Annotated in this window: 20 protein-coding genes; 8 read left to right on the top strand and 12 right to left on the bottom strand. The window is 71.3% G+C overall.

Features of this window, described 5'->3' with window-relative positions:
* Positions 1–15: 15 nt before the first annotated feature.
* On the bottom strand, positions 16–1,050 hold the full coding sequence (locus IFT73_RS18045; RefSeq protein WP_192168841.1) for a zinc-binding dehydrogenase: 1,035 nt from the start codon (positions 1,048–1,050) through the stop codon (positions 16–18).
* 11 nt (positions 1,051–1,061) lie between these two features.
* A complete protein-coding gene (locus tag IFT73_RS18050) occupies positions 1,062–2,576 on the bottom strand; it encodes an NAD(P)/FAD-dependent oxidoreductase (RefSeq protein WP_192168825.1) in 1,515 nt (504 codons plus the stop codon).
* A gap of 69 nt (positions 2,577–2,645) precedes the next feature.
* On the opposite strand from IFT73_RS18050, the gene IFT73_RS18055 reads away from it, so the two are divergent.
* Positions 2,646–3,650 carry an AraC family transcriptional regulator gene (locus IFT73_RS18055; protein ID WP_056605143.1) on the top strand — a complete coding sequence of 335 codons (1,005 nt, stop codon included), beginning with the start codon at positions 2,646–2,648 and terminating at the stop codon, positions 3,648–3,650.
* Between the two features lie 119 nt (positions 3,651–3,769).
* Positions 3,770–4,816: an NAD(P)-dependent alcohol dehydrogenase gene (locus IFT73_RS18060; RefSeq protein WP_056605146.1), complete on the top strand. Its 1,047-nt coding sequence runs from the start codon at positions 3,770–3,772 to the stop codon at positions 4,814–4,816.
* Positions 4,817–4,823: 7 nt separating this feature from the next.
* Here the strand turns inward: IFT73_RS18060 and IFT73_RS18065 are convergent, their stop codons facing one another.
* A complete protein-coding gene (locus IFT73_RS18065; RefSeq protein WP_192168826.1) occupies positions 4,824–5,372 on the bottom strand; it encodes a GNAT family N-acetyltransferase in 549 nt (182 codons plus the stop codon).
* 27 nt (positions 5,373–5,399) lie between these two features.
* On the opposite strand from IFT73_RS18065, the gene IFT73_RS18070 reads away from it, so the two are divergent.
* The gene (locus IFT73_RS18070; protein ID WP_192168827.1) at positions 5,400–6,437 is read left to right on the top strand and encodes an aldose epimerase family protein; all 1,038 of its coding nucleotides are present in this window, start codon (positions 5,400–5,402) and stop codon (positions 6,435–6,437) included.
* Here IFT73_RS18070 and aztD read toward each other — a convergent pair.
* From aztD to aztB, 4 genes are read right to left on the bottom strand one after another with little or no spacing between them, the layout of a single operon-like run.
* On the bottom strand, positions 6,434–7,603 hold the full coding sequence (gene aztD / locus IFT73_RS18075; RefSeq protein ID WP_192168828.1) for a zinc metallochaperone AztD: 1,170 nt from the start codon (positions 7,601–7,603) through the stop codon (positions 6,434–6,436). The two genes, IFT73_RS18070 and aztD, sit on opposite strands and share 4 nt — an antisense overlap.
* Before the next feature lie 35 nt (positions 7,604–7,638).
* Positions 7,639–8,541 (bottom strand): zinc ABC transporter substrate-binding protein AztC, encoded by a 903-nt coding sequence (gene aztC / locus IFT73_RS18080; RefSeq protein WP_192168829.1) that lies wholly within the window; start codon positions 8,539–8,541, stop codon positions 7,639–7,641.
* Positions 8,538–9,758 carry an ABC transporter gene (locus IFT73_RS18085; RefSeq protein ID WP_192168830.1) on the bottom strand — a complete coding sequence of 407 codons (1,221 nt, stop codon included), beginning with the start codon at positions 9,756–9,758 and terminating at the stop codon, positions 8,538–8,540. Before IFT73_RS18085 ends, aztC begins: the two co-directional genes overlap by 4 nt.
* The gene (gene aztB / locus IFT73_RS18090) at positions 9,755–10,585 is read right to left on the bottom strand and encodes a zinc ABC transporter permease AztB (protein WP_192168831.1); all 831 of its coding nucleotides are present in this window, start codon (positions 10,583–10,585) and stop codon (positions 9,755–9,757) included. The genes IFT73_RS18085 and aztB overlap by 4 nt, the downstream gene beginning before the upstream one ends.
* 56 nt (positions 10,586–10,641) lie before the next feature.
* Here aztB and aztA point away from each other — a divergent pair, with 56 nt between their 5' ends.
* Entirely contained in the window at positions 10,642–11,262 is a 621-nt protein-coding gene (gene aztA, locus IFT73_RS18095) for a zinc ABC transporter ATP-binding protein AztA (protein WP_192168832.1), read from the top strand.
* Here the strand turns inward: aztA and IFT73_RS18100 are convergent.
* The 5 genes from IFT73_RS18100 to IFT73_RS18120 all read right to left on the bottom strand — a co-directional run bounded on the left by IFT73_RS18100 (position 11,231) and on the right by IFT73_RS18120 (position 18,909).
* A complete protein-coding gene (locus tag IFT73_RS18100; protein ID WP_192168833.1) occupies positions 11,231–11,866 on the bottom strand; it encodes a hypothetical protein in 636 nt (211 codons plus the stop codon). The two genes, aztA and IFT73_RS18100, sit on opposite strands and share 32 nt — an antisense overlap.
* Positions 11,867–11,899: 33 nt before the next feature.
* Positions 11,900–12,817, bottom strand: coding sequence for an NAD(P)-dependent oxidoreductase (locus IFT73_RS18105; RefSeq protein WP_192168834.1), 918 nt, complete (start codon positions 12,815–12,817; stop codon positions 11,900–11,902).
* A 43-nt stretch (positions 12,818–12,860) separates the two neighbouring features.
* The gene (locus IFT73_RS18110; protein WP_192168835.1) at positions 12,861–13,064 is read right to left on the bottom strand and encodes a LuxR C-terminal-related transcriptional regulator; all 204 of its coding nucleotides are present in this window, start codon (positions 13,062–13,064) and stop codon (positions 12,861–12,863) included.
* Between the two features lie 3 nt (positions 13,065–13,067).
* On the bottom strand, positions 13,068–17,783 hold the full coding sequence (locus IFT73_RS18115) for a family 78 glycoside hydrolase catalytic domain (RefSeq protein ID WP_192168836.1): 4,716 nt from the start codon (positions 17,781–17,783) through the stop codon (positions 13,068–13,070).
* A gap of 115 nt (positions 17,784–17,898) precedes the next feature.
* Positions 17,899–18,909, bottom strand: coding sequence for a LacI family DNA-binding transcriptional regulator (locus IFT73_RS18120; protein ID WP_192168837.1), 1,011 nt, complete (start codon positions 18,907–18,909; stop codon positions 17,899–17,901).
* Between the two features lie 109 nt (positions 18,910–19,018).
* On the opposite strand from IFT73_RS18120, the gene IFT73_RS18125 reads away from it, so the two are divergent.
* The 4 genes from IFT73_RS18125 to rhaS are packed head-to-tail and all read left to right on the top strand — an operon-like array spanning position 19,019 to position 23,686.
* Entirely contained in the window at positions 19,019–20,530 is a 1,512-nt protein-coding gene (locus IFT73_RS18125) for a sugar ABC transporter ATP-binding protein (protein WP_192168838.1), read from the top strand.
* Positions 20,527–21,561: an ABC transporter permease gene (locus tag IFT73_RS18130; RefSeq protein ID WP_056605184.1), complete on the top strand. Its 1,035-nt coding sequence runs from the start codon at positions 20,527–20,529 to the stop codon at positions 21,559–21,561. The genes IFT73_RS18125 and IFT73_RS18130 overlap by 4 nt, the downstream gene beginning before the upstream one ends.
* Complete coding sequence (locus tag IFT73_RS18135; protein ID WP_192168839.1) at positions 21,558–22,655, top strand: ABC transporter permease; 1,098 nt, start codon at positions 21,558–21,560, stop codon at positions 22,653–22,655. The genes IFT73_RS18130 and IFT73_RS18135 overlap by 4 nt, the downstream gene beginning before the upstream one ends.
* Complete coding sequence (rhaS, locus tag IFT73_RS18140) at positions 22,652–23,686, top strand: rhamnose ABC transporter substrate-binding protein (RefSeq protein ID WP_192168840.1); 1,035 nt, start codon at positions 22,652–22,654, stop codon at positions 23,684–23,686. The genes IFT73_RS18135 and rhaS overlap by 4 nt, the downstream gene beginning before the upstream one ends.
* Positions 23,687–23,747: the final 61 nt, after the last annotated feature.

A 23,747-nucleotide genomic window follows, 5' to 3' on the forward strand; every position in this document is an offset into this window, starting at 1 on the left:
CAGGGGTGCCCCGTCCTAGGGCTGGACCAGGATGCGGACGGGGCTCCCCTCGCGCTCGTGCAGGATGCGGATGCCCTCGGCGACGTCCTCGAGCGGGACGATGCCGCTGATCGAGCGGCTCAGGTCGAGGCGTCCGGTCGAGACCAGGCGGGCCAGCGTGCCGATGTCGGCGGGCTCGTAGCCCAGGTGGCCGAGCACCTGCTTGCGGCTCAGGTTGAACCACATGCTGGCGCCCAGGCCCCACTCCTCGCCGCTCATGCCGACGCCGACGAGACGTCCGCCGTTGCCGAGCGAGGCCATCGCCTGGTCGAAGGTGACCTTGAGGCCGACGGCGTCGAAGGCCACGTCGAGGCCCACCCCACCCGTGATCTCGAGGATCTTCGCCGCGAGGTCGGGGTCGCGCGAGTCGAGGGCCAGGTCGGCCCCCAGGTCGAGCGCCCGCTGGCGCACGGTCTCGTCGAGGTCGACCGCGACGATCGGGCTCGCGCCGACCAGGCGGGCCAGCTGGACGACGTGGGTGCCGACGCCGCCGGCTCCCCAGACGCCGACCGACTCGCCGACCCGCACCTGCCCGGTGTGCACGACCGCGCCGTACGGCGTCGACACGGCGTCGGCGAGGATCGCGGCCTGCTCCATCGAGACGTTGTCGGGGATGCGGGTCAGGCCCGGCGCCTGCGCGACGGTGTACTCGGCCCACGCCCCGTCGTACGCGAACGCCATGAGCTGCAGCGCCGTGCAGTGCCCGTAGTCGGCCCGCAGGCAGAAGTGGCACTGCCCGCACGGACGCCCGGCGGCCGGCACGACCCGGTCGCCGACCGACCAGCCGACGACGTCCGGCCCGAGCTCGGCGATCGTGCCCGAGGCCTCGTGGCCCTGCGTGATGACCTGGGGGCCCATCGCCGGGAACGTGCCGTCGAGCAGCGACAGGTCGGAGTGGCAGATGCCGCAGAACGCGACCTTGATCAGCACCTCGCCCGGTCCCGGGGTGGGGATCGGGACGTCGGTGACCTCGAACGTCAGCGTCGCGGTGTCGAGGCGCTGCGCGCGCATCGTGCCGGTGCTCACGAGGCCACCTTCTCGGCGCGCGCCGGCGTGACGGGCTTCAGCGTCCTGGCCAGGTCGGTGCGCATCGTGGTCAGCGAGTCGAGCACGTAGTTCTGGCGGACGCGCCACGGTCCGCTGTCGCCCTGCCGCGGGAACGCGTCGATCGAGCGCTGGACGTACCCGGCCGCGAGGTCGAGCAGGGGACGCTCGGTCAGCGGGCGGTCGGGGCTCGGCGCGACGGCGGGGTAGCCCTTCTCGTCCATCCAGCCCAGCACCTTGCACACCAGGCGGTGCGACAGGTCGGCGCGCAGCGTCCACGACGCGTTGGTGTAGCCGATGCAGACCGCGAAGTTCGGCACGCCGGTCATCATGGCGCCCTGCCACACGAACTGCTCCGACAGCGGGACGGTCACGCCGTCGACCTGCGGCTTGATGCCGCCGAAGGCCAGCAGCTTGAGGCCCGTCGCGGTGACGACGACGTCCGCCTCGAGCACGCGGCCCGACGTCAGGCGGATGCCCTCGGGGACGAACGAGTCGATCGTGTCGGTCACGATCTCGGCGTCGCCGCTCTTGAGGCTCTTGAACAGGTCGCCGCTCGGGACGGCGCACAGGCGCTGGTCCCACGGGTCGTACGACGGCGTGAAGTGGTCGGCGACCATCTGCTCGTCCTTGAGGATCTTGGTCGTCAGGCCCAGCAGGATCTTGCGCGCCTGCTGCGGACGGCGGCGGCAGAACTGGTAGAACGCCGTGCCGAACGCGATGTTCTTCGAGCGGATCAACGTGTGTGCGACGTCGGCGGGCAGGTGGTCGCGCAGCCAGTCGGCCTTCTTGTCGCGGCTCGGGACGGCGCTGATCCACGTGGGGCTGCGCTGCAGCATCGTGACGTGCGCGGCGCGGCCCGACTGCTCGCCGTCCTTCGTCATGGACGGGATGAGCGTCACGGCCGTCGCGCCGCTGCCGATCACGACGACGCGCTTGCCGGCGTAGTCGAGCTCCTCGGGCCAGTACTGCGGGTGCACGACCTCGCCGGCGAAGTCGTCGATGCCCGGGAACTCGGGGCGGTACGTGTCGTCGTAGTCGTAGTAGCCGGCGCACGAGTAGAGGAAGCCGCACGTCATGGTCGTCTCGACACCGTCGCGCGACAGCGTCAGCGTCCACCGCGAGTCGGTGGTCGAGAAGTCGGCCGACACGACCTTGGTGCCGTAGCGGATGTGCTCGTCGATGCCGAACTCGTCGGCGGTCTCGCGGATGTACTCGAGGATCGTCGGCCCGTCGGCGATCGACTTGGCGTCGCGCCACGGCTTGAACTGGTAGCCGAGCGTGAACATGTCGCTGTCGGAGCGCACGCCCGGGTAGCGGAAGAGGTCCCACGTGCCACCCATCGTGTCGCGCGACTCGAGGATCAGGTAGCTCTTCTCGGGGCACTCGGTCTGGAGCCGGTAGCCGGCCCCGATGCCGGACAGGCCGGCGCCGACGACGACGACGTCGACGTGCTGGGGCAGCGGCAGGGCGGTGGCGTCGGAAGAAGTCATGCGTCCAGTCTGCTCCTGCGACCCGCGCGAAACTTGACTTCGCACGACAACTGTTTGATCTTTGACGACATGCCCGTCATCCGTTCCGCCGGCATCCGGGGGTTCCGCGACGTGGTCGAGGAGCTCGGTGGCGACCCCGCCGACATCGCGCGACGAGCCGGTGTGCCCGTCGCCGCGCTCGACGCCGACGACGTGCTGGTCGAGGACGTCGCCCTCGCCCGGGTGCTCGAGATCGCCGCCGCCGAGCTGCACTGCCCCGACCTCGGTCTGCGGATCGCGGGACGGCAGGACGTCTCGCTGCTGGGCCCGCTGGCCCTCGCGATCCAGAACGCGCCATCGGTCGGCGACGCGCTGGAGGCGACCTCGCGCTACCTGTTCGTGCACGCGCCGGGCATGCGCATCTGGCTGCAGCCCGATCCCGACGGGGTCCGCGGCGTCGAGGCGCTGCGGTACGACGTCACGCCGGCGGGGATCGACCCGCCGCGGCAGGGCACCGACGTCAGCCTCGGCTCGCTGCACCGCGCGATCGTCTCGCTGGTGGGCGGCTCGTACGGGCTGCGCACGGTCGACCTGCCGCACCAGCCGCTCGCGCCGCGCGCCGTCTACGAGGAGTTCTTCGGCGTGCAGGTGCGGTTCGGGCGTCCGGCTGCCCTGCTGCGGCTGCCGTCGAGCCTCGGCGACCTGCCGCTCGCGGTGCGCGACGAGACCGTGCGGCAGATGGCCCTCGACTTCCTGGCCCGCCAGTCGCCCGCCGGCGACGTGCTGCTGACGTCGCGGACGCGCGGCGCCCTGCAGCAGCTGCTCGGCACGAGTGCCCCCGGCATCGACGCGGTGGCGCGGCTGCTCGACCTGCACCCGCGCACCCTGCAGCGCCGGCTCGCCGGCGAGGGGACGACGTTCGCGGCCGTCCTCGACGACGTGCGCCGCGACGCCGCGCGCCGCTACCTCGTCACGACCGACCTGCCGCTCAGCCAGGTCGCGGGCCTGCTGGGCTTCTCGGAGCAGGCGGTGCTGAGCCGGGCCTGCCGGCGGTGGTGGGGCCTCACGCCCCGGGACGTCCGTCGCGGCGGCTGACCCGTGTGACAAGGGTGACGTCGTGCGCCGCTCGGGCTGCGGGACGCGGCGGGTCCGTGTTGCATGGAGAGGGCGGACGCCACCGCGTCCCGCCTCCCCGACACCGAAGGACGACCTCCATGCGCGTCAACGCCTATGCCGCCCCCGCCGCCGGCGAGCCCCTCGCCCCCCTCGAGATCGAGCGCCGCGACGTCGGTGCCAACGACGTCCTGATCGAGATCGCGTTCGCCGGCATCTGCCACTCCGACATCCACACCGTGCAGGGTGACTGGGGCCCGCAGCAGTACCCGCTGGCCCCCGGCCACGAGATCGTCGGCACCGTCACCGAGATCGGCTCGGACGTCACCCGTCACGCCGTCGGCGACCACGTCGGCGTCGGCTGCATGGTCAACTCGTGCGGCGAGTGCGCCAGCTGCACGGGTGGCGACGAGCAGTTCTGCGTCAAGGGCATGATCGGCACGTACGGCGCGACCGACGTCGACGGCACCATCACGCAGGGCGGCTACTCGACCCACGTCGTCGTCGACGCCGACTACGTCCTCTCGGTGCCGGACGGCATCGACCTCGCCGCCGCCGCGCCGCTGCTGTGCGCCGGCATCACGACGTACTCGCCGCTGCGGCACTGGGGCGCCGGCCCCGGCAAGAAGGTCGCGGTCGTCGGCCTCGGCGGCCTCGGCCACATGGCCGTCAAGATCGCCCACGCGCTCGGCGCCGAGGTCACGGTGCTGTCGCAGTCGCTCAAGAAGCAGGAGGACGGTCTGCGTCTCGGTGCCGACAGCTACTTCGCGACGAGCGACCCCGACACGTTCGACCAGCTCGCGGCCCGCTTCGACCTGATCGTCAACACCGTCAGCGCCTCGGTCGACTTCAACGACTACCTGGGCCTGCTGGCCGTCGGCGGGACGCTCGTCAACGTCGGCGCCCCGCCGAAGCCCATCGAGATCAGCGCGATGTCGCTGATCCAGGGCCGCAAGTCGGTCGCGGGCTCCATGATCGGCGGCATCGCCGAGACGCAGGAGATGCTCGACTTCTGCGGCGAGCACGGCATCGGCTCCGAGATCGAGGTCATCGACGCCTCCGCGATCAACGAGGCGTACGAGCGCGTGCTCGCCTCGGACGTCCGCTACCGCTTCGTCATCGACGCGTCGACGTTCGGCGCCGCCTGACGGTCGGTCAGCGCCGCTCCTCGGCCAGCAGGGCGTAGACGTACTCGTCCTGCCAGCCGAGGTCGCGGTGCATCGAGTCGAGGACGTGGTGGGCCTCGCGGCGCATCCCGATGCGCTCCATGAGGCGCCACGACGGCTCGTTGTCGGCGAAGCACTCGGCGACGACGCGTCGCACCCCGACGTCGTCGAAGGCGTGCCGCACGAGCTCGCGCACCGCCTCGGTCGCGAGCCCGCGGCCGCCGGCGTCGGGGTGCATCGCCCAGCCGAGCAGGCCCACCGAGGCGCGGGCCTGCTCGACGGCCTCGCGCTGCGACCACGCGTCCTGCACGATCAGCATCAGGTCGCCGACGACGTCGCCGTCGTGCAGCACGACCAGCAGGGTGCGGCGGTCCTCGGGCTCGAGGAAGCGCTGTCGCACCTCGTCGCGGTCGAGCGAGCCGCCCAGCCAGCGCCGGACGTCCGGGCGGCTGCGGTACGACCAGATCGCGTCGAAGTCGTCCGGCTCGACGGGACGCAGCGCGAGCCGCTCGGTGGTCAGGGGCCAGGTCGCGGGCATGTCGCGAGCCTAGGACAGACTCGGGGCATGACAGTCGAGACGGTGGGACAGCTGGACGACGGCCGCGACGTGCAGGTCGTGACGATCGGCAGGGCGCCGGGCGTCGAGCTGCAGGTGCTCGACCTGGGCGCGACGGTGCACCGCCTCGACGTGACGGGCGGCGACGGCGTGCGCCGCAACGTCGTGCTGGGCCACCCGACGCCCCAGGAGCACCTCGACTCCACCTTCTACATCGGCGGCACGATCGGCCGCTACGCCAACCGCATCGCCGACGGCCGCTTCGAGCTCGACGGTGTCGGGCACGAGGTCGGCACGAACGACCGCGGCCACTCCCTGCACGGCGGTCCCGACGGCTTCGACCGCCGCACCTGGAGCGTCGAGCGTCACGACGACACGTCGGTCGAGCTCGCGCTGACGAGCCCCGACGGAGACCAGGGGTTCCCGGGCGAGGTGCGCGCGACCGTGACGTTCACGGTGGTCGACGACCGTGTCGACGTCGTCATGACCGCCACCACCTCGGCGCCGACCGTCGTCAACATGACGAGCCACGTCTACTTCAACCTCGCCGGCGAGGGCGCCGGCACCGCCGACGAGCACCTGCTGCGCGTCGCCGCCGAGCGGTACACACCGGTCGACGCCGCCGGCATCCCCGAGGGCGACCACGCGGCGGTCGAGGGCACGCCGTTCGACCTGCGCGAGCCCACCGTCGTCGGCGAGGCCGTGCGGTCGGCCCACCCGCAGGTCGTGGCGGCGTCGGGCATCGACCACAACTACGTGCTCGACGGATCGGGCTCGCGGGTCGTCGCGCAGCTCGACTGCCCGACGACCCGCACCCGGCTCGAGCTGACGTCCGACCAGCCGGGCCTGCAGGTCTACACCGGCAACTTCCTCGACGGGCAGCGCCGGTCGACGTCCGGGGTCCTGCTCCGCCAGGGCGACGGCATCGCGCTCGAGCCGCAGACGTTCCCCGACTCGCCGAACCACCCCGAGTGGCCCTCGGCGGAGCTCCGGCCCGGGCAGACCTACACGTCCCACCTGTCGTGGACGGTGTCGGCCACGGCCTAGCCGAGCGCCACGGCGATCTCGTTGGGGACGGCGTCGAGCTGCGTGGTCGCGGTGACCTCGCCGGTCGTCAGGTCGACGGCGTGCACCGAGCTCGTCGCCGGCTCGGTCACGTAGGCGACGTCACCATCGACGCTGATCGCCGGGTGGGCGTCCTGCCACTCGACGGGACCCTCCCACGGCTGGACCACCGGGAACTCGTCGACGATCTCGCCGGTCGTCGGCTCCAGCACGTGGACGTTGCCGTCGGTCGAGAGGATGTACGCGCGGTCGCCGGGCCCACGGGCGACGTCGCGGAACGTGTACTGGACCTCGTCGGGCAGGTCGACGACGTCTAGCGACTTCTCCTGCGTGTCGATCAGCGCGACCGAGTTGAGCAGGTAGCCCTCGGCGTCGGGGTCGGTCTTGTAGTCGCCGACGACGATCGGGCTGGTCTCGGAGACGTACGCGTTGCCCATGCGGCCGAACTCGTCCGGCGCGTCGAGCTTCTCGAACGCGCCGCCCGAGTAGAGCAGGGCCCCGTCCTCGCAGCCGAAGACGACGGCCTCGCCCTGCGTGGTGCCCTCGCCGTGGATGCCGGGGCACTGGTTGCTCGTGGCGGTCTCGGTCCAGTCGCCGTCCTCCTCCCGCATCGCGACGGCTCCGGACCGCGCGGTCTCGTCGCCCTTGGTGGTCAGCAGCGTGCCGTCCTCGAGCACGATCGACACGCCGTGGTGGGCGGCCGGTGCGGTGTGGGTGCCGACGGTCTTCGTGAGGTCGTCGGTCTCGAGGACCGTCGTCGTGCCGGTGCCGTCGTCGAACAGCACCGTCTTGTCGGCGTGCCGGACGACGTGGCCCGCGGTCGTGGCCGGCACCGTCGTGTCGGTCAGCTCGGGAGCCGCGGTGTCGAGCACCTGGAAGCCCTTCGACGTGGTGACGAAGACGTGGCGGCCGTCGCCGGCGGCGTTGAGGCGGGTGAACTCCTCGGTCGTGAACGTGTCGACGACGTCGAGCGTCGTCGGGTCGAGGACGGCGATGCCGCCGGGCGTCGAGACGGCGACGCGTCCGGTGGTGGCCGCCTCCCGCTTCTCGCCGGACGCCTCCTTGGTCGACTCCTCCGATCCTGTCGAGCAGCCCGTGACGAGCAGGGCGAGCCCCGCGACGGCGGTGAGGGTGGTGCGTCGGAACATGTGTGACCTCTTTCTGGGTGGTGGGTTCTGGTGGTTCAGCCGGTGAGTCCGGCGGAGATCCGATCGGTGTTGGCGCGCATCATCTGCAGGTACGTCGCGGCGCCGCCGCCCTTCTCGGTCAGTGACTCGGTGAAGAGCTCGACGACGTCGACGTCGATGCGCGCCTCGTCGGCCAGCACCTGCACGAGCCGGTCGGGCTGCGACGACTCGGCGAAGATCGTCGACACGCCGGCGGTCGAGATGGCCTCGCCGAGGTCGCGCAGGTCGGCGGCGCTGGGGGCGGCGAGCGTCGTCCCGCCGGGGATGACGGCGCCCACGACGCGGAAGTCGAAGCGTTCGGCGAGGTAGCCGAAGACGTGGTGGTTCGTCACGAGGGCGCGCCGGGCGGGCGGGATCGCGGCGAAGGCGGACGTCATGTCGGCGTCGAGCTCGGCGAGCTCGGTGCGGTAGGCGGTCGCGTCGCGCTCCAGACGATCGAGGTCGATGCCGTCGATGCCGGCGGCCTTCTCCTCGAGTGCGTCGACGACGTCGACCATCGCGGCGGGGTCGGTCCAGAAGTGCGGATCGGGAGTGCCCTCGTCGTCGCCGGACGCGTAGGGGACGACGTCGACCTCGTCACCCGCCACGAGCATCGGGGCACCGGCGTCGGCAGCCCGGTCGAGGTGCTGCTGCAGCCCCTCCTCGAGGCCGAGACCGTTCGAGACGACAAGGTCGGCGTCGCCCATCGCCGCGGCCTGCCGCGCCGAGATCTCGGACGAGTGCGGATCGGAGTTCGGCGGCATCAGCACCGTGACGTCGACCTGGTCGCCCAGCACCTGCTCGACGACGTCGCCGAGGATGTTCGTCGTGACCACGACCTGCGGACGGTCGGAGCCGCCGACCGCGGCGCACGCCGACAGGGCCAGGGCCGCCGCGATCGCGGCCGCCACGCGCCTCATCGGCCGGTCTCCGCGACGTGCACCGGACGCGTGGACGTCCTCAGCGAGCGGGCCACCCGTGCCCCGTCGGCGTAGTCGATCTCGTGGACGACGCCGTCGGCGGCGGCGTTGACGTAGGCGCGCTGGGCGTCGACCGACAGCGACACCCCGGGCTCGAGGGCCGGATCGACCAGCGTCGACGCGAGGACCGGGTCGCTCGTGGCGAGCTGCCCGCCCGACGTCGCGTCGTACACCTGCACGGTCCCGTCGTCGCCCACGGCGACGACGTGGGTGTCGGCGTCGTCCACGGCCGAGGCCGCGACGACCGGCGTGGCGGTCTCGATCCACTGCCACGACCGCTCGCGGGTGTCGAGCAGCCAGATGCCCGACCCGTCGCCGAGGCCCGCGACGGTCGGGCGTCCCTTGCGGGCGGCGAACGTCGTCGCGGGTGCGGCGGCGCCGGCCGGGTAGGCGATGCGCTCGAGCACGGGGTCGTCGCCGTCGAGCGTCGCGAGCACGGCACCGTCCTCGCAGCCGACGACGAGACCGACCCGGGTCGTGATGGTGCCGGACGCCCCGGTGCACGCGGTGCCGCCGATCGTCGTGCCCTGCGCGTCGACGACGCGCAGTCGGCCGTCCGGCTCGCTGACGACGGCGCCGTCGCCCAGCGGCGCGACCAGCCCGTCGTGCGCCCCGACCTCGAGCCGGAACGTCTCCTCCACCCGGCCGCGGGCCAGCGCCGCGTTGTCGAGCAGCACCGCCTCGCCGGACGCGGGGAAGAACAGGCCCGTGCCGCCGGCGGTCGACAGCATGCCGGTCGACACCGCGGCGGTGCCCGCGCCGTCGACCCGTCCGACGGCGCGCGGCTCGGCCCGGTAGTAGTGGAAGTGATCGGCGTGGTCCCACGTCCAGACGCCGCTGTCGACGACGTCGACCCCGGAGTCGTCGACCGAGAAGACGTAGCGCCCGTCGCTCGCCACCGTGGCCGCCGGGCGGACGGGCTCGAGGCCGGTGCGCTCGTCGGTCAGCAGGTCGAGCATCGACGCGGAGCCGTCGGCGTCGATCGCCACGAGGTGCAGCTGGGGCTCGGCGACCTCGGCCGCGCCCTCGACCGCCCCGTGACCGGCAGGGTCGGACGGCTCCCGGGGTTCGGAGGACGTCGAGCACGCGGCGAGCGTCGCGAGCGCGATCGCCGCCGCGGCGAGACGCGTCGGGTGGACGGGGGAGTGGCGTGTCATGAGGGCCTTCCTGGGCGGGCGAGGGTCTGCGCGGCGACGGACGAGAGGGCCGCGAGGGCGATCGCGGCGGCGGCGATCGACGCTCCCGCCGCGGTGTCGGCGTGCCACGAGCACAGGAGCCCGATCAGCACCGCGAGCCAGCCGAAGCCGACGGCGACGACCATGCGGGTGGGGATGCTGGTCGTCCACGGCGTGGCGGCGACGGACGGCGCGAGCAGCAGGCCGACGACCAGCAGCGAGCCCACGGCCTGGTAGGAGGAGACGACGGCCAGGGTCACCAGCGCCACGAGGGCGAGCTGGGCCAGCTGGGGCCGCAGCCCGAGGGTCGCGGCGACGCGACGGTCGAACGCCGCCGCGACGAACGAGCGGTGCAGCGTCGCCGTCACGACCACCGCGACCGCTGCCGCGACCAGCAGGGCCACGAGATCGTCCTCGTCGATCGCGAGGACGTCGCCGAACAGGATCGCCGTCGCGTCGGTGGCGTAGCTGCGGGAGTGCGACACGATGATGACGCCCAGCGAGAGCATCGCGACGAACAGCAGGCCGATGCTGGTGTCGTACGACAGCCGTCCGCGGCGCTGCAGCACGCCGACCAGGCCGCTCATCGCGACGGCGCTGACGGCGCCGCCGAGCATCACGGGTGCTCCGACGACGGTCGCGAGTGCGACGCCGGGGAGCATGCCGTGGCCGATCGCCTCGCCGAGGAACGCCATGCCGCGGACCACGACCCACGTCCCGACGACGCCGCAGATGACCGCGGCGAGCCCCCCGCCCACGAGGGCGCGCAGCACGAAGTCGGCGGTGAAGGGTTCTGTCAGCCAGGGCACGCCGAGGACCGTATACGGAAGTGAGAATCATTATCAAATCGGCTAGGGTGATCGGCATGACGAGCTCACCGGCCCTGCGCGCACGCGGTCTCCGCGTCTCGTTCGGCGCCCACACCGTGCTGCACGACGTCGACGTCGACCTGTCATGGGGCGCCGTGACCGCCATCGCGGGGCCCAACGGAGCCGGCAAGTCGACGCTCGTCGAGGTGCTCGCGGGCGTCCGCACGCCTCAGCGGGGGACGGTCGAGCGCGCCGACGACGTCGCCCTCGTCGTGCAGAGGCCGGAGGTGCCCGACTCCCTGCCCGTCACGGTGCGCGACGTCGTCGCGATGGGCACCTGGCGGACCCGCTCGGGACGCCGGGAGCGACGGTCGCGGGTCGAGTCGGCGCTGCACGAGGTCGACCTGGCCGACCTCGCGGCGCGGCCGTTCTCGACGCTCTCGGGCGGTCAGCGCCAGCGGGCGCTCCTGGCGCAGGGGATCGCCCGCGAGGCGCGCATCCTCCTGCTCGACGAGCCCGCCGCCGGGCTCGACGCAGCCAGCCGCGATCGCACCCGGCAGCTGCTCGCCGCCGCCGCACGCTCGGGGGCAGCGGTCGCGTGCGTCACGCACGACGACACCGCGATCGAGGCGGCCGACGTCGTCGTCAGGCTCGAAGGCGGCCGTCGGGTGCGGTGACGGCGTCCCACTCCGCGCGCAGCTCCGCGAGCGTCCGGATCTCGAGGCGGATCGCGTCGAGGTCGTGACGGCACGCCATCCGCTCGACCGCTGCGCGGTGGGCGGCGCGCTCGGTCGCGAGCTCGTCGGCGGCCTGACGCAGCGCGGCCAGCGCTCCCACGACGCCGGGGGAGCCCAGCCACTCGCGACCCGCCCACAGCACGTGACGCAGCGGGTCGGCCACGAGACCGGCCATCTCGTCGTCGGTGCGGCACAGCCGCGCGACGGCCTGCGCTGCGACGAGCCACGAGTCGTGGGCGTCGGCGCGCGTGCGCAACAGCTCCTCGTGGTCGAGGACGTGGACGCGGCCGGGACCCATCGGCCGGCGAGGCCACGCCGGCGCGAGACGGCCGGTGCGCACCAGGCGGTGGTGCTCACGCAGCGCCTCGGCGTCACCCGGACGGACGAGCGTGACGCGTCGCGGCGAGCAGCCGGACAGCTCGAGCGAGCCGAAGCCGGTCGTCTCGCCGACGTAGCCCAGCCACTGCCGGCGCGCGCCGAAGACGGGCGCGGCCGACCCCAGGGACTCGAGGTGCTGCGACCGTGTCAGATTGCTGATGGTCATGGAGCCTCCTCGCGCCGCAGGGGTAGGACGACTTTACGTCCGCTGCGGCCGTTCCGCTCCCCGCGGATCGGCGAGGACGTCGCGCCACGAGTGCTGCGGGTCGAAGCCGAGCAGGTCGCGCGCCTTGTCGATCGCGTAGAACGTCTCGTCGCGCCCCATCTCGCGGCGCACCTCGACGCCCTCGTAGAACTCGTCGATGACCTCCTGCGTCGTCGCGGCGACCGACATGTCGGCGTTCGCGACGTTGAAGACCTCGTAGCCCAGGCCGTCGGTCTCGAGGCAGCGCTGGACCATCTGGCCCAGGTCGCGGGTGTCGATGTACGCGAACACGTTGCGCCGGCGCTGCGACGGGTCCTCGAGGAACGGCGGGAACAGCTCGGCGTACTCGTGGGGCTCGATGACGTTGTTGATGCGCAGGCCGTAGACGTCGGAGCCGGTGCGGGCCTGGAACGAGCGGGCCGTCGTCTCGCTCGCGACCTTCGACATCGCGTACGAGTCCTCGGGGACGGTCGGGTGCTCCTCGTCGACCGGCACGTACAGCGGCTTGCGCTCGCCCTGCGCGAAGCAGATGCCGTAGGTCGTCTCGGACGACGCGAACACGATCTTGGGGATGCCGAGGCGGGTCGCGGCCTCGAGCACGTGGTAGGTGCTGAGGATGTTGGTGGCGTAGGTGGCGGCGTCGGTCTTGAGCCCGATGCGCGGGATCGCGGCGAAGTGCACGACGGCGTCGTACGACGGCACGGCGTCGAGCTCGAGCTCGTCGAGGTTCGCCAGTCCCGCGAGGGCCGAGTAGACGTCGCCCGCGTCGGTGAGGTCGACCGTGAGGTCGGAGACGCCCGCGTGGCCCAGCGGGGTCAGGTCGGCGTTGAGGACCTGGTGGCCCTGCTCGGCGAGGTGGGAGACGACGTGTCGGCCGGCCTTGCCGCTGCCGCCCGTGAAGAAGATGCGCATGACGTCATGAGTACCCCGTTCGCGTGGGGGGCAACGGACCGGGTCAGATGAGGTCGCGGCGGACGGCCCACACGACCGCCTCGATCGGCGTGCCGACGCCGAGGCGGTCGCACAACAGACGTGTGCGCCGCCTCAGCGTCCGCTCGGACAGGTTCAGCGTCCGGGCGATGGCCTCGCTCGTCATGCCCTCGCTGTGCAGGCGCAGCAGCTGACGGTCGTCGACGGTGAGGTGGGTGTCGGACGGCACGGGCTACCTGACGCGCAGGCTCACCGAGGCCCGATCGGGCCTCACGCCCGACGACCCGCGGTAGGCGATCGTGAGGGTGTGCCGCCCCCGCACCTGCGGCCTGAAGCTCGTCGACAGCCGCCCGTCGACGAGCTTGACGCCGGAGCGCACCCGCTTGCCGCGGTAGTAGACGTCGACGCGGCCGTACGGGGTGACGCCGCTCGCCCGCACCAGCACGCGGAGCGTCGTGCGTCCGCCGGACCGCACGGTGGTGCGGCTGAGCGAGCGACTGACTCGGCTCGTGGCCCGCTCGACGCGGCGAGTGGGCCCCGAGGTCGCCGATCCGGTGGCGCGTCCCGCGGCGTTGCCGGTCGCGACGACCTCCAGCCGGGTGCCCGCGTCGGCCGCGCCGACGCGGTAGGTGCCTCCGGTGGCGCCGTCGATCGGCACACCGTTGCGCGTCCACCGGAGCGTCGTCGCGACGCCGTCGACGTCCCACGACGGCGCCGACGCCGTCAGCACCCGACCCACGACGGCGCTGCCCGAGATCGACGGACCGGCCGTGGCCACGGGGGCCCGACCCTCGAGGTTCACGACGCCCTCGCGCGCCACGTTGCCCGCGACGTCCGTGGCGCGGTAGCGCACGGTGTGCGACGCATCGTCCACGGCGACCGGTGACGTGTACGGGCCCCACTCGCCGTCGTCGACGCGCTGCTCGACCGAGGCGACGCCCGACCCCGCGTCGGTCGCGGAGATCGACACGGTGCGTCCCGAGACCGCGTGGGTGACGGTCGGTGCCGTGCCGTCGACCCGCGCCGTCAGCCGTCCCGAGTCGAGCACGTCGTCGTCGAGTCGCACGCGGTACTCGACCGCGACGTCGCCGTCGGCGAGGTCGACCGGGGCGGTGTACGTCGTCCACGCCCCGGCGTCCGTCCGGTACTCGGTGACGGCTCCGTCGGGGGCCGTCGCTGTCAGCACCAGGCGGGTGCCTGCGCCGTACCAGTCGGCGGTGGAGGTGCCGGTCAGCTCGCCCGAGACCGTCCCTGTGGGAGTCGCCGGCTGCTCGCCGGGACCGAACGTCCAGCTGCCCGCGGGGGCCGTGAACGTCGCGAACGTGCCGCCCGGGAGGTTCGTCCTGCCCTCGTACGTGACCTGCTGGGCGTGCGCCGGGACGAAGGTGTCGTCGGCGCCCTCCGGGAGCGGGACGTGGACCGTGGCCGTCGTGTTGCCCGGCACCGACACCGCGAGCTCCATGCGGCCCTGGGCGTCGTGGTCGAACGACGTGCCGATCGTGCCCTTGACGGTCGGCACCGTGATCGACGCCTTCGCGAGGTCGCCCGGCTGGGGCAGGACGCGGAAGGTCTCGTACCCCGGGGTGAGCGGCTGGATGCCGAACAGCCCCGACGGCACGTTGAACGCCGGCGACGCCGCCCACGGGTGGGAGTACGTCAGGTTGCTCTTGAGGCTGGGGTCCCAGGCCTCGGCGGTCGAGCCGGCACCCAGCTCGATCATGTTCATCCAGCTGCGGGTGCCGGTCGCAGTCATCAGGTCGAGGGCGGTCTGGCCGTCCCCGCCGTCGTACAGCGCCTTGACGAGGAACGCCGCGCAGTAGACGCTGCAGGCCATCCCGCGGCTCTTGATGAACGACGCGACGTCGGCCGAGTCCTTCTCCTCGGGCACACCGAAGGCCAGCGCGAAGGCGCTCGCGTGGACGGAGTAGTGCCCCGACCGGGTCTGCGACGCGTCCATGCCGTCGTCGTAGCGTCCGCCCTCGGCGTCGTAGAGCTTGACGTTGATCGCGGTGCGCAGGCGGTCGGCGATCGCGGTGTACTCGGCGGCGTCGGAGTCCTTGCCGATCGCGGCCGCGATGGCCGCCATGTCGCGGTAGGCGCGGTAGGAGATCGCGTTGACGACGGTGTTGTACTGGCGGAACTGGAAGCCGTCACGCTCGCTGGTGGGCCAGTCGACGATGTCGCAGTCGGTCTGGCTGCTGCAGCTCACGCCCGTCGTCTTGCGGATCAGCCCGGTGGACGCCTCGAGCCACTTGGTCGGCAGCTTGGCCTGCAGGTTCTCGTAGTAGTCGGCGAGCTGTCCCGTGTCTCCGGTCTGCCGCCAGGCGTCGTGGACGGCCAGGACGACGTAGATCGGCCACTCGGTCGGCCACGTGCGGTTGCCCTTGAAGTAGTTCATCGAGTAGCGGCCGAGCGAGAGGTCGTCCATGACGTACAGCGTCGAGAGCTGCTGGAGGTAGGCGTCGGCCTCGTAGTTGGTGCGCTCGCGGGTCCACGAGTCGGTGTAGAAGTTGACGTTCAGTGACTCGATGCTGTTCTTGGACAGCTGGTAGACCTGCTCGAGGTTGTCGTTCGACGCCGAGAACGTCGACGCCTCGCGGTCGAACGGGTAGACCAGCGCGAGGGCCTGCAGGTTCTCGGCCGTCACGGGCTCGGGGGCGCCGACGATCTCGACGTACCGGAAGACCCGCATGCCCCACGTGTCGAGCGTCTGCCGGCCGTCCCGCAGCGTGACGACGTCCTGGTAGGTGTTGCCGGTGTTGAGCTGGTACTTGACGGTGTCGGTGCCCGACGGGACCTCGCCGAAGCGCAGGTCGACCTTCGAGCCGGCCTTCCCGGAGTCGACGCGGTAGCGGACGCCGCCGATCCAGGTGCGCCCGAAGTCGACGAAGTAGGTGCCGTTGCCCTTGTCGACGATCCTGACCGGGTCGTGCAGCTGCTGCTCGACCTTGTCGGTCGGGGTCGCCACGAGCGTGCCGATCGACGACTTGACGACCGCCGGCTTCCACGAGGAGTCGTCGAAGCCGGGGCGGTCGTAGCCCGTCGGGTACGCGCGCGCGTCGAGGTTCTCCTTGGGGGCCACGAAGTAGCTCGTGCCGATCGACCCGGCGGCCGGGTAGACGTCGTCGCCGGTGCGGGCCGTCCAGTCCTTGCCGGTGCCGAACGTGTCACGCGTGCCGTCGGCGTACTGCACCACGAGCTGGGCCTGGAACTTCTGGTCGTTGGTCGTGTAGGCCAGCGCGCCGAGCGTGTTGGTCGTGCCCCGCTCGAGCCGGTCGGTGACGTCGAAGCCGTCGTAGCGTGCCTCGGAGGCGACCGGCTGGGTCGGTCCGAGGCCCACGAACGTGCCGTTGACGTAGGCCTTGTAGACGTACTGCTTGGCGGTCTTGGGGTTCGAACCGGTGGCGTACAGCGTCGCCCATGCGATGTCCTCGTCCTTCAGCGCGATGTCGCTGCGCAGGAAGGCCCAGTTCGCGGTCAGGCCGTTGAGCAGGCAGACCTCGCCCTTGCCGACCGTGATCGTGCCGCCGCCCACGGTGCCGCACGCGAACGTGCGGTCGGCAGCGGTGAACGTCGGCTCGAGCAGCGTGCCGCCGAGCGGGTTGGCGTCGGTGACGGTGTAGTCGGAGAAGGTACCGGCCTCGGTGAGGCCGTTGCGGAAGCCGACGGCGCCGCGGCGGAACGTCGTGTCGGTCGTGGTGTCGACGAGGACGTCGTCGATCCAGGTCTTGATCGTGGTGCCGACGGCCTCGATGCGGACCGACACGGTCTTGCCCACGGCGAGCGTGCCCGCGGGCAGCGTGACGGTCTTCAGCGCTGCGTAGGTGCCGTTGACCTGACGGTGCGGCTTGAGCTGATTGTCGGCGGCGCGCAGCTGCCACATGTAGGAGTTGGAGCCGTCGGAGGCGCGGAAGCTGATGCCGGTCGCGACGTCGGAGACCTGCACCTTCGTGCGGATCGTGTAGTTCGACCACGAGCCGGGCACGAAGTCGTTCTTGCTGGCGCCGACGACGAGCCTGCCGTCCGTCACGGCCAGGGTCGGCAGCTCGGGGGCGGGCGCCGAGAAGTCGTTGGCGTAGAGGGTCTCGCCGTCGCCGTCCTTGACGACCAGGTTGTCGAAGGTGGCCTGCTCGGTGCTGCCGGTGCGGAAGCCGAAGCCGCCGGAGGGGAAGCTCGTGTGGTTGGGCGCGGTGCGCACCAGGACGTCGTCGATCCACGTCCTGATCGTCGTTCCCCGCACCTCGACCCGGAGGTGGTGGGTCTCGCCGGCCTTGATCGTCAGGCCCTTGTCGGCCAGCGGGGTGTCGTCGATCAGCGTCGTGCCCGTGTGGGTGCGCAGCGAGTTGGTGTCGGCGCGGACCTGCCAGAGGTAGAACGAGCTCGCCGACGTCGTGCGGAACGTCAGCGACGCGGCGTTCTGGACGACCGTGAAGTCGGTGTCGACCGTGTAGTCGGTCCAGTTCGTGAACGCCGTGGGCGCCCAGATCGGCGAGGAGTCGGTCCAGTCGCTGCCGGGGCCGGTGCCGAAGGTGGCGACGGAGGACCAGTCGGAGGCCGTCCCCTTCGCGTCCCACGTCCGCACGCTCCAGAAGTACCGGCCCGACGGTGCCAGCGGTGGTCCGTCGTAGGCGATGCCGGTCTGCGTGCTTGAGGTGACCGTGCCGGACTTCCACACGTCGCCGTCGTGGTCGGCGGAGCGGCCCCGGGTGCTCGAGACCTCGATCTCGTACGCGGTCTGGCGGCCTGCGTTCACGTGCCACCCGAGCTGCGGCGTGCCCTCGACGTCCACGGGAGCGGCGATGCCGTTGACCGACAGGCTGGTCGGGGCCGACGGGGCCGACGGGGCCGACGCGGCGGTGCCGGGCGAGGCGAGCACGACGAGCGCGAGCGCGCTGGCCGTGACGATCGCCAGGAGTCGACGGGTGGCGGGGGTACGTGGACGGGTCATCGGGGCCCTCTCGCGGTATGGCACAGGTCACATGGACGTGACCCCGAGAGAATAGTGAAACGATTCAATCAACGGAAGGCGGGGCGCCCGATGTGGCCGGAACCGGCCGTGTCGCTCAGGACGACTGGGACGAGCGGCGGACGACGAGCTCGGGCATCAAGGTGATGTGGCGGACCGTCGACGCCGCTGGATCGGCGATGACGTCGACCAGCATCGTCGCGGCGGTCGAGCCCATCTGGTGGGCGGGCTGGCGCACGGACGTGAGGGGGATCGCCGCCGACGAGGCGAAGTCGATGTCGTCGTAGCCGACGATCGCGATGTCGTCGGGGACGCGGACGCCGCGCAGCGTGAGGGCCTGCAGCACCCCGAGGGCCACGAGGTCGTTGGCCGCGAAGACCGCGTCGGGGCGTTGCGAGGGCGGCAGGTCGAGCAGTCGGTCGACGCCGGTCCGGCCGGCCTCGGCATTCATGGCATCGGTCTCGGTGTAGATGATCTCGCCGCTGCCGTGCTCCTCGGCCGCCGCGCGGGCCGCGGACAGGCGGTTGGCGACCTGGGCGAGGCCGGCGGGCCCGCCGATGAAGGCGATGCGCCGTCGTCCGGTCTCGAGGAGGTGCTCGGTGGCGATCCGGCCCCCCGTCGCGTCGTCGATCGAGACCGACGAGAACTCGGTGGCGCGCGTCATGCGATCGACCAGCACGACGCTCGTGCCCCGGTCGCGCAGGCGACGCAGGCGGTCGAGCACGTCGCCGGTCGGCGTGATGAGCACCCCGTCCATGCGCTGCTGCTCGAACAGGTCGAGGTAGTTCGCCTCGCGGTGCTCCTCCTGCGAGGAGTTGCCCATGATGAGCGGACGCTGCTGGCCCAGCAGGACGTCCTCGACGCCGCTGGCGACGTCGGTGAAGAAGGGGTTCGCGATGTCGAGCACGATCATGCCGATGGCCCGGTTGGTGCCGGCCCGCAGCTGGCGCGCCGCGTCGTTGCGGATGTAGCCCAGCTCGTCGATGGCGGCCTGGATGCGGGCCAGCGTCGCGGGGGACACCTTGGTCGGATGGTTCAGCGCATTGGACACGGTGGCGGGCGAGACACCGGCTCGCGCCGCGACGTCGCGCACCTGGGCCACTGGCATGACGAGCAGATTAACACGATCCAACATCGAGGGTTGACGAATCTGTGACCCTCGTCATACAGTCTCCCGGGTCGTATTAAAACGATTCAAATCGAGACTCGGAGAACGTATGAACGCGAACGGTGCCGTCGCCCTGCAGCTCGTGCAGGTGCGCAAGTCGTTCGGGCCGGTGATGGCCCTGAGGTCGGGGAGCCTGACGGTCTGCTCGGGCTCGATCCACGCCCTCGTGGGGGAGAACGGCGCCGGCAAGTCGACGCTCGTCAAGATCGTCGCCGGCCTGTACCAGCGCGACGGCGGTGACTTCCTCCTGCACGGCGAGAGCGTCGACTTCTCGTCGACCGCGGCCTCCAAGGACGCGGGCATCGCCGTGATCTACCAGGAGCCGACCCTCTTCCCCGACCTGTCGGTCACCGAGAACCTGTTCATGGGACGCCAGCCCATCGGCGCCGGACGCCGCATCGACCGCAAGGCGATGCACGAGGAGGCCACGGCGCTGTTCTCGCGTCTCGGGGTCAACCTCGACCCCCGCCGCCTCGCCGAGGGCCTGTCGATCGCCGACCAGCAGATCATCGAGATCGCCAAGGCCATCTCGCTGGACGCCAGCGTCCTGATCATGGACGAGCCGACGGCGGCCCTGAGCGGCGTCGAGGTCGACCGGCTGTTCGCGGTCGCGCGCAGCCTGCGCGACGAGGGTCGCGCCCTGGTGTTCATCTCGCACCGCTTCGAGGAGGTCTTCGACCTCTGCGACACGGTCACGGTCATGCGGGACGGCGAGTACGTCTCGACCGACGCGATCGCCGAGACCACGCCGGCCGCGATCGTCTCCAAGATGGTGGGTCGCGAGGTCGCCGAGCTGTTCCCCAAGACGCCCGCGACGATCGGCGAGCCGGTCCTGCAGGTCGCGGGCCTGGAGTCCGCCGGCGTCTTCCACGACGTGAGCTTCGAGGTGCGCTCCGGCGAGATCGTGGCCCTCGCGGGCCTCGTCGGAGCCGGCCGCAGCGAGATCGCCCGCGCGGTCTTCGGGGTCGACGGCTACGACGCGGGCACCGTGACACTGAACGGCACCGCCGTCCGGCCCAAGAGCCCGCGCGCCGCGATCCGGGCCGGCATGGGCTTCGTCCCCGAGGACCGACGCCAGCAGGGGCTCGTCACGGAGGCCTCGGTGGCGCACAACGTCGCCGCGGTCATCAGGACCAAGCTGTCGAGGCTCGGCCTGATCACCCGGTCGGCCGAGAACAGGGCGGCCGGCCCATGGTCGGGACGCCTCGAGGTCAAGACCAACGCCCTCGACATGCACGCCACGACGATGAGCGGCGGCAACCAGCAGAAGGTCGTCATCGCCAAGTGGCTCGCGACCAACCCCTCGCTGCTGATCATCGACGAGCCGACCCGCGGCATCGACGTCGGCACGAAGTCCGAGGTCCACCGCCTGATCTCCGAGCTCGCGGGCCAGGGCATGGCGATCCTGATGATCTCGTCGGAGCTGCCCGAGGTCCTGGGCATGGCCGACCGCGTCCTCGTCGTCTGCGAGGGCCGCATCACCGCCGACATCGACCGTGCGGACGCGACGCCCGAGAGCGTCATGACCGCCGCCACGAACACCATCGGAGCCGCTTCATGAGCACCACGACCCTCGTCGAGCCGAGCCGCCGCAGCGCGGCGCAGCGCGCGGTCTCGACGATCCTGACCTCGCGCGAGTCGGCGATCGCCCTGGTGCTGGTCGTCGTCGTCCTGGCCGCCACGAGCCAGCGCAGCAGCTTCCTGTTCAGCAGCGACAGCTGGCGCGACCTGCTCCTGGCGCCGTCGATCCTGCTGCTGCTCGCGGTCGGCCAGGCCGTCGTGATCATCACCCGCAGCGTCGACCTGTCGGTCGGCTCGACCCTGGCCCTCACGGCCTACCTGACCGGGCGGCTGTTCGTCGACAACCCGGGCATCCCGGTCGTCGTGGTGTTCCTGATCGGCATCGCCGCCGGCGCCCTGCTGGGTCTGGTCAACGGGCTGCTCGTCGCGCTCGGCAAGGTGCCCGCCCTGGTCATCACGCTCGGCACGATGTACATCTACCGCGGCATCGTGCTCGAGTGGGCCGGCAGCGACCGCATCAACGCCTCCGACATGCCCAGCGGCTTCCTGGCGCTCGGCACCAAGACGATCCTGACGATCCCGGTCCTGACGATCATCGCCGTCGTGGTCCTGGTGGCGGTCGGCTACTACCTGCGCACCGCGAGGGGTGGGCGCGAGCTGTACGCGATCGGGTCCGACCCGGACGCCGCCCACCTCTACGGACTGAACGTGCGCAAGCGGGTCATCGGGGCCTTCGTGCTGTGCGGTGCCCTGGCGGGCCTGGCCGGCGTCGTCTACGCGGCCCGCTACGGCACGATCAGCTCGAGCGCCGGCACGGGCATCGAGCTGCAGGCCGTGGGAGCGGCCGTCATCGGCGGCGTCGCGATCTTCGGTGGCAGCGGCACCGTCTGGGGCGCCGCGATCGGCGCCTGGCTCCTCATCACCATCAACCGCGCGCTCCCGATCCTCGGGGTGCAGGACTTCTGGCAGCGAGCCGTCGTCGGCGCGCTCATCATCGCCGCGATCGTCCTGGACCGGGTGCTCGCGATCCGACGATCACGCAAGCTCATCGAGGCGAGGGACGACTCATGACCACCACCGACACCCCCCGCGCCCAGGCGGACCGGACCTACCCGTCCTACGCCAAGGCCCTGTGGCAGCGCGTGCTGCTGACGCGCGAGTTCGCCGTCATCGCCCTGCTGCTGATCGTGTTCTTCTACTCGCGCAGCGAGATCCCGAACTTCGACGGTCCGCTGACGATCTACTACCTGCTGCTCGACGTCGCGCCGATCCTGCTCATCGCGCTGCCCATGACGCTGGTCATCATCACCGGCGAGATCGACCTGTCGGTCGCCAGCGTGGTCGGACTCAGCAGCGTCCTGGTCGGCGACCTGCACCAGGGCGGCATGTCGATCCCGATGGCAGCGCTGGTCGCGATCCTCGTGGGCGTCCTGTGCGGGGCCTTCAACGGCTTCCTCATCGCGTACGTCGGCCTGCCCTCGCTGGCGGTGACGATCGGCACGCTCGCGCTCTACCGCGGACTCGCCGTCGGGCTGCTCGGCACCACCGCGATCACCGACTTCCCCGAGAAGTGGACCGACCTGGCCAAGGACCGCATCGGCGACAGCAGCTACCCCGTGATCGTCATCCCGATCCTGGTGCTCGTCATCCTGTTCGTCCTGCTGCTGCACTTCACGCCGTTCGGCCGCGGTGTCTTCGACATCGGCCTGAACGACGAGGCGGCGCACTTCTCGGGCGTCAACGTCGCCCGCACCAAGTTCTGGCTGTTCGTCATGGCCGGTGCGGTCTCGGCGTTCGCCGGCATCTACTTCACCCTCCGGTTCGGCAGCTCCCGCGGCGACAACGCCACGGGCATGGAGCTGCAGGTCATCGCGGCCGTGCTGCTCGGCGGGGTGTCGATCTTCGGAGGCCGTGGCGCACTGCACGGCGTCCTCGCAGGCGTCCTGCTGATCGGTGTCCTCCAGAGCGCGCTGCGCCTGGACGACGTCTCGGCGAACGTCATCAACATCATCATCGGCATCCTCCTGATCGCCTCGGTGATGTCCACCAGCTTCCTGACCTTCGTAGCTCGGACGACGGCTGGGATGAAGAGAAGGGCCAGCGACGGCTCTCCTGAACGTCGGCAGCGGCAGGCGTCAGCACACCACGAAGGGAACAACTCATGAAGTTCAGCAACAAGAAGGCGACCGCCCTCGCGGCCCTCGCCGTCAGCGCTGCGCTCGTCCTGTCGGCCTGCGGTGGCGGTTCGGACAGCGACGGAGGCGGCTCGAGCGGCGGCAAGGGTGACGTGTCCGTCACCTTCCTGCCCAAGAACCTCGGCAACCCGTACTTCGACACCAGCGACAAGGGTGGCAAGGCCGCCGTCGAGGAGTTCGGCGGAAAGTTCTCCGAGGTCGGCCCGCAGGAGGCGACCCCGGACGGACAGGTGCCCTTCATCAACACCGCCGCCCAGCAGGGCATCGGCGCGCTCGTCGTGTCCGCGAACGACCCCAAGGCCATCGGTGACGCCCTCAACGAGGCGCGCGACGCCGGCACCAAGGTCGTCACGTTCGACTCCGACACCGACCCCGAGTACCGCGACCTGTTCATCAACCAGGCCAGCGCCGAGGGCATCGCCAAGGTGCAGGTCAAGATGATCGCCGAGCAGATCGGCGACGCGGGTGACATCGCGATCCTGTCGGCCGCGGCCAACGCGACGAACCAGAACGAGTGGATCGACCTCATGAAGAAGGAGATCGCGGCGAGCCACCCGAACATCAAGGTCGTCGACACGGTCTACGGCGACGACGACGACCAGACGTCGTTCGACAAGACGTCGGCGCTGCTGCAGAAGTACCCGAACCTCAAGGGCATCGTCTCGCCCACCACGGTCGGCATCGCCGCCGCGGCGCGCTACGTGTCCGACTCGGACTTCAAGGGCAAGGTCAAGGTCACGGGCCTCGGCACGCCCAACCAGATGCGTGAGTACGTCGAGAACGGGACCGTCGACGCGTTCGCGCTGTGGAACCCCGAGGACCTCGGCTACCTGGCCGCCTTCGCCGCCAAGGCGCTGGTCGACGGCGACATCACCGGCAAGGAGGGTGACACGTTCACCGCCGGCAAGCTCGGTGACTACACGGTCGGCGCCGACAGCACCGTCCTGCTGGGTGACCCGTTCGAGTTCACGAAGGACAACATCGGCGACTTCGACTTCTGAGTCGAGCCCGCCGGGCATCCCCCTGCGTCCGGTCGGCGGACTTCACTCCGCCGACCGGACG

The organism is Aeromicrobium sp. CFBP 8757 (assembly GCF_014841755.1).
GTDB lineage: Bacteria > Actinomycetota > Actinomycetes > Propionibacteriales > Nocardioidaceae > Aeromicrobium.

Bases quoted from the DNA above. Each gene is read 5' to 3' on its own strand.
- IFT73_RS18125 (WP_192168838.1), top strand. From the start codon at position 19,019: ATGAACGCGAACGGTGCCGTCGCCCTGCAGCTCGTGCAGGTGCGCAAG.
- IFT73_RS18115 (WP_192168836.1), bottom strand. From the start codon at position 17,783: ATGACCCGTCCACGTACCCCCGCCACCCGTCGACTCCTGGCGATCGTC.
- IFT73_RS18105 (WP_192168834.1), bottom strand. From the start codon at position 12,817: ATGCGCATCTTCTTCACGGGCGGCAGCGGCAAGGCCGGCCGACACGTC.
- IFT73_RS18050 (WP_192168825.1), bottom strand. From the start codon at position 2,576: ATGACTTCTTCCGACGCCACCGCCCTGCCGCTGCCCCAGCACGTCGAC.
- IFT73_RS18070 (WP_192168827.1), top strand. From the start codon at position 5,400: ATGACAGTCGAGACGGTGGGACAGCTGGACGACGGCCGCGACGTGCAG.
- rhaS (WP_192168840.1), top strand. From the start codon at position 22,652: ATGAAGTTCAGCAACAAGAAGGCGACCGCCCTCGCGGCCCTCGCCGTC.
- IFT73_RS18100 (WP_192168833.1), bottom strand. From the start codon at position 11,866: ATGACCATCAGCAATCTGACACGGTCGCAGCACCTCGAGTCCCTGGGG.
- IFT73_RS18120 (WP_192168837.1), bottom strand. From the start codon at position 18,909: ATGCCAGTGGCCCAGGTGCGCGACGTCGCGGCGCGAGCCGGTGTCTCG.
- aztA (WP_192168832.1), top strand. From the start codon at position 10,642: ATGACGAGCTCACCGGCCCTGCGCGCACGCGGTCTCCGCGTCTCGTTC.
- IFT73_RS18135 (WP_192168839.1), top strand. From the start codon at position 21,558: ATGACCACCACCGACACCCCCCGCGCCCAGGCGGACCGGACCTACCCG.
- aztC (WP_192168829.1), bottom strand. From the start codon at position 8,541: ATGAGGCGCGTGGCGGCCGCGATCGCGGCGGCCCTGGCCCTGTCGGCG.
- IFT73_RS18065 (WP_192168826.1), bottom strand. From the start codon at position 5,372: ATGCCCGCGACCTGGCCCCTGACCACCGAGCGGCTCGCGCTGCGTCCC.
- IFT73_RS18060 (WP_056605146.1), top strand. From the start codon at position 3,770: ATGCGCGTCAACGCCTATGCCGCCCCCGCCGCCGGCGAGCCCCTCGCC.
- IFT73_RS18130 (WP_056605184.1), top strand. From the start codon at position 20,527: ATGAGCACCACGACCCTCGTCGAGCCGAGCCGCCGCAGCGCGGCGCAG.
- IFT73_RS18045 (WP_192168841.1), bottom strand. From the start codon at position 1,050: ATGCGCGCGCAGCGCCTCGACACCGCGACGCTGACGTTCGAGGTCACC.
- aztD (WP_192168828.1), bottom strand. From the start codon at position 7,603: ATGTTCCGACGCACCACCCTCACCGCCGTCGCGGGGCTCGCCCTGCTC.
- IFT73_RS18055 (WP_056605143.1), top strand. From the start codon at position 2,646: ATGCCCGTCATCCGTTCCGCCGGCATCCGGGGGTTCCGCGACGTGGTC.
- IFT73_RS18085 (WP_192168830.1), bottom strand. From the start codon at position 9,758: ATGACACGCCACTCCCCCGTCCACCCGACGCGTCTCGCCGCGGCGGCG.